Source organism: Devosia sp., assembly GCF_028290435.1.
GTDB lineage: Bacteria > Pseudomonadota > Alphaproteobacteria > Rhizobiales > Devosiaceae > Devosia.
Window position 1 is genome coordinate 24,282 of the sequence record NZ_JAQGJV010000090.1, and the last position, 8,196, is coordinate 32,477.

Sequence of the window (8,196 nt, forward strand, 5' to 3'; positions counted from 1 at the left end):
TCCACCAGGCCCGATCTATGGGCCGGCAGGCGTGAGAATTCAGTTAAATGGCGGTCCCGCAAGCACGCGCTAACGCCGGCGTGATCCAAAACCGTACCCGACGGTACGGTTGCGCTTGACCCATCGGCGCTCCCGGCTTAGAACGGCTCCAATCTTTTTGGCTTTTGCTGGAACACCGCTATGACCAAGGCCCGCACGCTCTACGACAAGATCTGGGACGACCATCTCGTCCAGAACAACGAAGACGGCACGAGCCTGCTCTATATCGATCGCCATCTGGTCCATGAAGTGACCAGCCCGCAAGCCTTCGAAGGCCTGCGCATGAATGGCCGCAAGGTGCGTCACCCAGAGCGCACGCTGGCCGTGGTCGACCACAATGTGCCCACCACCGACCGCAGCCTGCCCAATCCCGACCCGGAAAGCGTCATCCAGATCGCCGCCTTGGCCGAAAATACCAAGGATTTCGGCATCGAATATTTCGACGCCTTTGATCCGCGCCAGGGCATCGTGCACATCGTCGGCCCCGAACAGGGTTTCACCCTGCCCGGCATGACCATCGTGTGCGGCGATAGCCACACCTCCACCCATGGCGCGTTCGGCGCGCTGGCCCACGGCATCGGCACTTCCGAAGTCGAGCACGTGCTGGCCACCCAGACGCTGATCCAGCAAAAAGCCAAGAACATGCTGGTGCGTGTCGATGGCAAGCTGCCGCCGCATGTCACCGCCAAGGACATTATCCTGGCGATCATCGGCGAGATCGGCACGGCGGGCGGCAATGGCCACGTCATCGAATTTGCCGGCGAGGCCATCCAGGCCCTGTCGATGGAAGGCCGCATGACGGTCTGCAACATGACCATCGAGGGCGGCGCCCGCGCCGGCCTGATCGCCCCCGACCAGACCACCTATGACTATGTCGAGGGCCGCAACCGCGCGCCGACCGGCAAAGCCTGGGACATGGCGCTGGATTACTGGAAGACCCTCTATACCGACGAAGGCGCGGTCTACGACAAGGTCGTCATTCTCGATGCCGCCCAACTGCCGCCCATCGTCTCTTGGGGAAGCTCCCCCGAGGACGTGATTTCGGTCACCGGTGTCGTCCCCAATCCCGACGATATCGAAGACGAGAACAAGCGCGCCTCCAAGTGGCGGGCGCTGGACTATATGGGCCTCGTCCCCGGCACCAAAATGGTCGACATCACGGTTGACCGCGTCTTCCTCGGCTCCTGCACCAATGGCCGCATCGAAGATCTGCGTGTCGCCGCCAACGCCATCAAGGGCAAGAAAGTGGCCGCAACCGTCTCCGCCATGGTCGTACCCGGCTCGGGTCTGGTCAAGGACCAGGCCGAAGCCGAAGGCCTCGACGTCATCTTCAAGGCTGCGGGCTTTGAATGGCGCGAGCCCGGCTGCTCGATGTGCTTGGCCATGAATGCCGACAAGCTCAAGCCGCAGGAACGCTGCGCTTCGACCTCCAACCGTAATTTCGAAGGCCGTCAGGGTTTCAAGGGCCGCACCCATCTGGTGTCCCCTGAAATGGCCGTGGCCGCGGCCATCACCGGCCACTTCGTCGATATCCGCGATTGGCAATAAGCCCCAACCAGTGGGGAGAGCGCCTGGCGCCCTCCCTCGACGACTTCGAGGCTTTGGCCCGCGAAGCGCTTTACCTCCTGCCCGAGCCGTTCAAGTCCCTGGCGTCCGACATCACCTGTTCGGTGGCTGAATTCGCCGAAGAGGACGTGCTCGAAGAATTCGACATGGAATCCCCCTTCGAGCTGATGGGCCTGTTTGTCGGCACGGGCCTGACCGAGGGCGGCGCGGTGCCGCAGACCGGCCAGTTGCCCAACAATGTCATCCTCTACCGCCGCGCCATTCTCGACTACTGGGCCGAGAATGAGGACGATACACTGGGCGAAATCGTCACCCACGTCCTGGTGCACGAAATTGGCCACCATTTCGGGTTCTCGGACGACGACATGGAAGCCATCGAGACGGCGGCCGAAGCGGAGTAATTCCTGCGGTATCGAGGGTCACCCCCTCCTACCTCCCCCATCAAGGGGGAGGTTTCTCTCCACTCGTTGAACTCGATCCTGCCCAACCACCGGCAGACACCTCCCCCTTGATGGGGAGGCCGGGAGGGGGTGTCGGTTAGCCCCAATCTCGCCGCCCTATTCCCGCTCGACGAACTCGAATTCCGCCTCGTTGCCACCCGAGGGATCGTCCGACACGCGCAGCGACAGCTTGTTGGCGTCGAGCGCGGCGAACCATTCGTCCCAGCTCACAAGTTGATAGCCGCCGACGCGATCCGGCCCTTCATTATTGTCCGAATTGAGCGCTTCCTGCCCGAAGGTCAGGTTCAATAGCGTGCGGCTGCGCGTGCCGTCCGGCGTTTCCATCAACATCGGATTGCCAGCTCGCGCGGCTGCCCATTCGCGAATGTCTTCGCGCGAAGTCAGAATTTTAGCCATCGATGACGCTCCTCGATTGTCAGTCTCGGACAATCGTGAGCGCCCGAGATGGTTCCGGCAAGCGCTCTCTTAGCTTTCCACCGCCACGTCCAGCGCCAGCTCGACCATTTCGGTCAGCGAGCTCTGACGTTCGTCGGCGCTGATTTCCGCATGGGTGATCAGGCAATCGGTCATGGTGCAGATCGCCAGCGCCTTGACGCCGAAGCGGGCGGCGAGCGTGTACAGCACGGCCGCCTCCATTTCGACGCCCAGCACGCCATGCTCAGGCAGCTTGTCGTAACCCGCAAAGCCATCGGCGTGATAAAAGATGTCCGAGGACAGCAGATTGCCGGCATGGAACCGCAATCCGGCGGCCTCGGCCTTGTCGGCAGCGCTCCGCAGCAGGCCGAAATCAGCGATCGGGGCGAAATTGAACGCGCCGAAGCGCCCCTTGACGATGGAGCTGTCGGTCGAGGCGCCCTGCGCCAGGATCAGGTCGCGCACCTTGACCTTGGCATTGAGCCCGCCGCAGGTGCCGACGCGGATCAGTGATTGCACGCCATAGACGTTGATCAGCTCATGCACATAGATGGCTAGCGACGGCTGGCCCATGCCGCTGGCCTGCACCGATACCGGCTTGCCCTTCCAGGTGCCCGTATAGCCCAGGCAATTGCGCACCGAATTGACCAGTTTTGGTGCCTCGAAAAAGGTTTCCGCAATCCATTTGGCGCGCAGCGGATCACCCGGCAGCAGCACGGCGGGGGCGTAGTCGCCGGGCTTGGCGTGGTTATGCGGGGTCATGGCGCGCTCCTATGGAATAGGTGCGCAAACTGCCATCGCAACGCAGGACCAGCAAGCCGCGTTGAATGAGTATTGCGATTGCCAGAGGAGGACGACATGGCCGACACCGTCGAAGCCAAGGTAACTCACAAATCGCCGGCCCGCGCGGCCGCCATCTATGACGCCTGGCTCGATCCACGCCAGATTCGGCTCTGGATGGGGGCGGCGCTCAAGCAGAACGGACTGGCGGGCGAAATGCTCGCCTGCGGCACCGACCCCGTCGTCGGCGGGGCTTTTCTGTTCACCGACCGGCGCGACGGGCAGGAAGCGCGCCATTGGGGCCATTACCGCCATCTCGACCGGCCCCGGAAAATCGTCTTCACCTGGATCACCAGCGATGCGGCGGCCAATGATCCATCCAAGGTGACGCTGATCATCGAGCCCGATCCCGACGGGCCCGGCGCGGTGGTGACGCTCTATCATGAGATGCTCGCCAAATGGGACGAGCACCGCGAGCGCACCGAACGGAGCTGGCGGCAGATGCTGGAGCAGGTCGACGTCTTGCTCGCCAAGCCTTGAGCGGCCAAAGCCCTGACCCGCAGGGTCTTGACCTTGTCATGGGAGAAGTCCATTTACGCAAAACTGGACCCGGGAGCCCGATCATGGTCGCGAAAATTTTCATCGATGGCGAAGCTGGCACGACGGGCCTGCAAATCCGCGATCGGCTGGCCGGACGGCGCGACCTCGAACTGCTCTCGATCCCCGCAGATCGGCGCAAGGATATCGGCGCGCGCGCCGAACTGCTCAACGCCGCCGACGTGGCGATCCTCTGCCTGCCCGATGACGCAGCGCGGGAAAGCGTCTCGCTAATCACCAATTCCACCACGCGCGTCATCGACGCCTCTACGGCGTTCCGGACCGATCCCGAATGGGCCTATGGCTTTGCCGAGATGGACAAGGATCAGGCCGATGTGATCGCCAATGCGCGCCTCGTCACCAATCCCGGCTGCTGGCCGCAGGGGCTAATCGCGGGGCTCCGGCCGCTGGTCGAGGCCCGGCTGGTACCGGCCGATTATCCGATCAGCTATCACGGCGTTTCCGGCTATACCGGCGGCGGCAAGCAGATGATTGCCGAATATGAGGGCGCTACGACGCCCAGCCAGTACATGCCCTATGCCCTGACCTTCGTGCACAAGCACCTGCCCGAAATGGCGTTCTATGCCCGGCTCAACCGCACACCGCTGTTCGAGCCGGTTGTCGGCAATTTCGCGCAGGGCATGACCACCACGGTGCCGCTCCATCTCGACCTCATGGCGGAGATCTCCACCGGCCGGGATTTGCACGCAGCCCTTGCCGATTACTACGCCTCCATTCCCAATAGTTTCGTGCGGGTTGCTCCGTTCGCGTCGGGGCAGACCAAGTCGGCAGGGCTCGATCCGCAGGTGCACAATGGCACCAATACGATGACCCTGCATGTGTTTGCCAACGACGACCGCCAGCAGGCCGTCATCGCCGCCGTCTACGACAATCTCGGCAAGGGCGCCTCGGGCGCCGCGGTGCAGAATTTGAACCTGATGCTGGGTGTGGATGCCGCGATGGGCCTGGCGGCTTAAGCTATATTTAGCAGTCGACTCCCTCCCCGTCAGGGGCAGGCGTTACATCGCGTTTGGTGAACCGCCGAACGGATTCCCCCAAACGCGGCTTGACCGCGTACCCAAGAGTACGGCATGAAAGCCCCAACCAAGGAAGGCTTTCCCATGGACAAGTTCACGACATTGACCGGGGTCGCGGCGCCGCTGCCGATCATCAATATCGACACCGACATGATCATCCCCAAGCAGTACCTCAAGACCATCAAGCGGACGGGTCTTGGTACGGCGCTGTTTTCCGAGATGCGCTACAACGAAGACGGCAGCGAAAACCCCGATTTCGTGCTCAACAAGGCCGCCTATCGCGGGGCCAAGATCATCGTGGCCGGCGACAATTTCGGCTGCGGCTCCTCGCGCGAGCACGCCCCCTGGGCGCTGCTGGATTTCGGCATCCGCTGCGTGATCTCGACCAGCTTCGCCGATATTTTCTACAATAACTGCTTCAAGAACGGCATCCTGCCCCTGGTCGTCTCGCCCGAACAGCTCAAGCTGCTGCTGGACGATGCCGAGCGCGGCGCCAATGCGACGCTGACCGTGGATCTGGAAGCCCAGACCGTGCGCGGCCCCGATGGCGGCACCCTGCATTTCGACATCGATCCGAGCCGCAAGCAGATCCTGCTCGAAGGCCTCGACGATATCGCCGGCACGCTGAAATCCGACCCGGCAATCTCCGGCTTCGAAAACCAGATGGCCGAAAACCGCCCCTGGCTCTAACCAAAGGCCCAAAGAATGGTTCAGCGCGTTTCTACCGGTTCGCCCTTCGAGGCGACGTTTGGCTATTCCCGCGCGGTGCGCCACCAAGACACCGTCTATGTGTCGGGCACGACGGGCTATGACTACGCCACCATGACCATGCCGGACGATGTCGGCGTGCAGGCCGCCAACGCGCTGGCCACCATCGACAAGGCGCTCAAGGAAGCCGGCTCATCGCTGCAGGATACCGTGCGGGTGGTCTATTACATCGGCGACCGCAATGACGTGAACGCCGTCGTGGCCGCCGTCGGCCCGGTATTCCGCGACATCCGCCCCGCTGCCTCGATGCTGATCGTGCAGATGATCGAAGCCGGCATGAAGGTCGAGATCGAAGTCACCGCCCGCATCGGCGCGGCGAACAGCTAAGCGCCATGCAGATCGTGCTCGACGCAGCGCCAACTGAGGCCGACCGCAAGGCGATCCAGGATGCGCTGGTCGCCTTCAACCGGTCCAAGACCACGCTGCGCGACTATCGCGATGTCGCGGTGCTGATCCGCGACGACGCTGGCGCCACGATCGGTGGGCTTTCGGGCTACACCTCCTATCGCTGGATGTTCATCGAACTGTTGTTCGTCCCCGAGCACTTGCGCGGCCAGGATATCGGCACCCAGCTCATGGCTCAGGCCGAGGCCCATGCGCGATCGCTGGGCCTGGTCGGCATCTGGCTCGATACCTTCTCGTTCCAGGCGCGCCCGTTCTACGAAAAGCTGGGCTATTCGGTGTTCGGCACGATTCCGGATTACCCGCCCGGCGGCGCCCGCTATTTCCTGTCCAAAACCCTCTAGGTCCGCGAGATCACCATGACCCATTCCCTGTTCCTGCTTCCCGGCGACGGCATCGGCACTGAAATCATGGTGGAGGTGGAAAAGGTCATCGCCTGGACCAATGCCGAACAGCTCACCGATTTTGTCACCGATAGCGGCCTGGCGGGCGGCTCGGCATACGACAAGCATCAGGTGGCGATCACCGACGAAGACACCGCCAAGGCGCTGGCCGCCGATGCGGTGATTTTTGGCGCCGTGGGCGGGCCGAAGTGGGACAACGTCCCCTATGAGCATCGTCCGGAAGCCGCGCTCCTGCGCCTGCGCAAGGAAATGGCCGTGTTCGCCAACCTGCGCCCCGCCATCTGCTATCCGGCTTTGGCCGATGCCTCCTCGCTCAAGCGCGAACTGGTCGAAGGCCTCGATATCCTGATCGTGCGCGAATTGACCGGCGGCGTCTATTTCGGCGAGCCCAAGACCATTACCGATCTCGGCGACGGGCAGAAGCGCGCCATCGATACCCAGGTCTACGAGACCTACGAAATCGATCGCATCGCCCGCGTGGCGTTCGACCTGGCGCGCACCCGCAACAATCGTGTCCATTCGGCCGACAAGAAGAACGTCATGAAGTCGGGCGTGCTGTGGGACGAAGTGGTCAAGGGCGTCGGCAAGGACTATCCCGACGTCAAGCTGGAGCACATCCTGGCCGATAACGCCGCCATGCAGCTCGTGCGGAACCCCAAGCAGTTCGACGTCATGGTCACCGACAACCTGTTCGGCGATATCCTCTCCGACGTTGCCGCCATGCTGACCGGCTCGCTCGGCATGCTGCCCTCGGCCTCGCTGGGTGCGCCCGACGCGGTCACCGGCAAACGCAAAGCCTTCTACGAACCCGTGCATGGTTCGGCCCCCGACATCGCTGGCCAGGGCATTGCCAATCCCATCGCCATGATCGCGTCGTTTGCGATGGCATTGCGTTACTCGTTCAACATGATCGAACTGGCCGACAAGATCGAAGGCGCTATCGCCGCCGTGCTGGACGACGGCCTGCGTACCGGCGATATCGCCCAGGACAACCGCAAGCGGGTTGGGACTGAAGAGATGGGCGCGGCAATTTTGGCGAAGCTGAAGGCTTAGGGCTGCATTCCCGGCATCTTCCTACCTGAAGCCAATCTCACCCCATCCACCCCTTCCCGCGGGCTTGACCCGCGGGCCTCAGTGGCCGACCACAATGACCGCGGGTCAAGCCCGCGGGAAGACCGGTGGGAGACATTGTCCGATCCGCCGGATCAAGAGCCACCCCGCCTCACCCCATCAAGAGGGAGGTGTCTCTCCACTCTAGTGCGTGATTGGGGTCAAGCCGCGGCTATCGGCACTCGATGCAGTTCCACCCACCGGCAGACACCTCCCCCTTGATGGGGGAGGCAGGGAGGGGGTGCGGTTAGGCCCCGATCTATCCCACTTACCCAAGTAATCCTCGCCCCCTCTACCCCGCTGCACAATCACCCCCGATATCTCCACAATGGCTGCGGGTTCGCGACGAACGGCTGTGGGGAGTTTGGTGGGAGGGGAATGCGGTCGCGCGATCCCTGGGCCAGCGCGACGTTCGTCTCCTGAAACAATGGAGGCCACGTTCGGGCGGCCAGAAACCCCATCGCATGCGGCGAGACGTGTCTCGCTTATCTACAAAACCATGAGGCAAGTCTCGCCGCATGCCGCAGTCTTCGAGCCGTCCCGCTCTGCGGGCAAATCGATCCAGTGGATCGATTTGAGGAGAGAAGGCCATGAGAGCTACGCTCGAATGGCAAGGAA

At 62.8% G+C, this 8,196-nt stretch carries 10 protein-coding genes; 8 read left to right on the top strand and 2 right to left on the bottom strand.

The window, feature by feature from the left end; translation table 11 throughout:
• Positions 1 to 180: 180 nt before the first annotated feature.
• Both leuC and JWP26_RS20160 read left to right on the top strand, forming a co-directional pair.
• Complete coding sequence (gene leuC, locus JWP26_RS20155; RefSeq protein ID WP_299732104.1) at positions 181 to 1,587, top strand: 3-isopropylmalate dehydratase large subunit; 1,407 nt, start codon at positions 181 to 183, stop codon at positions 1,585 to 1,587.
• Positions 1,578 to 2,006 carry a metallopeptidase family protein gene (locus JWP26_RS20160; RefSeq protein ID WP_299732107.1) on the top strand — a complete coding sequence of 143 codons (429 nt, stop codon included), beginning with the start codon at positions 1,578 to 1,580 and terminating at the stop codon, positions 2,004 to 2,006. Before leuC ends, JWP26_RS20160 begins: the two co-directional genes overlap by 10 nt.
• A gap of 156 nt (positions 2,007 to 2,162) precedes the next feature.
• Here JWP26_RS20160 and JWP26_RS20165 read toward each other — a convergent pair whose 3' ends face one another.
• Positions 2,163 to 2,462, bottom strand: coding sequence for a hypothetical protein (locus JWP26_RS20165; RefSeq protein ID WP_299732110.1), 300 nt, complete (start codon positions 2,460 to 2,462; stop codon positions 2,163 to 2,165).
• A gap of 69 nt (positions 2,463 to 2,531) precedes the next feature.
• Complete coding sequence (gene deoD / locus JWP26_RS20170; RefSeq protein WP_299732113.1) at positions 2,532 to 3,242, bottom strand: purine-nucleoside phosphorylase; 711 nt, start codon at positions 3,240 to 3,242, stop codon at positions 2,532 to 2,534.
• Positions 3,243 to 3,338: 96 nt separating this feature from the next.
• Between deoD and JWP26_RS20175 the strand changes: the two genes are divergently transcribed.
• From JWP26_RS20175 to leuB, 6 genes are all read left to right on the top strand, one after another.
• On the top strand, positions 3,339 to 3,800 hold the full coding sequence (locus tag JWP26_RS20175) for an SRPBCC domain-containing protein (RefSeq protein ID WP_299732116.1): 462 nt from the start codon (positions 3,339 to 3,341) through the stop codon (positions 3,798 to 3,800).
• 83 nt (positions 3,801 to 3,883) lie between these two features.
• Positions 3,884 to 4,834: an N-acetyl-gamma-glutamyl-phosphate reductase gene (gene argC / locus JWP26_RS20180; RefSeq protein WP_299732119.1), complete on the top strand. Its 951-nt coding sequence runs from the start codon at positions 3,884 to 3,886 to the stop codon at positions 4,832 to 4,834.
• Positions 4,835 to 4,978: 144 nt separating this feature from the next.
• Complete coding sequence (gene leuD / locus JWP26_RS20185) at positions 4,979 to 5,584, top strand: 3-isopropylmalate dehydratase small subunit (RefSeq protein ID WP_299732130.1); 606 nt, start codon at positions 4,979 to 4,981, stop codon at positions 5,582 to 5,584.
• 15 nt (positions 5,585 to 5,599) lie between these two features.
• A complete protein-coding gene (locus tag JWP26_RS20190; protein ID WP_299732122.1) occupies positions 5,600 to 5,989 on the top strand; it encodes a RidA family protein in 390 nt (129 codons plus the stop codon).
• 5 nt (positions 5,990 to 5,994) lie between these two features.
• A complete protein-coding gene (locus tag JWP26_RS20195; protein ID WP_299732124.1) occupies positions 5,995 to 6,408 on the top strand; it encodes an N-acetyltransferase in 414 nt (137 codons plus the stop codon).
• Between the two features lie 15 nt (positions 6,409 to 6,423).
• On the top strand, positions 6,424 to 7,521 hold the full coding sequence (gene leuB / locus JWP26_RS20200) for a 3-isopropylmalate dehydrogenase (RefSeq protein ID WP_299732127.1): 1,098 nt from the start codon (positions 6,424 to 6,426) through the stop codon (positions 7,519 to 7,521).
• Positions 7,522 to 8,196 lie beyond the last annotated feature (675 nt).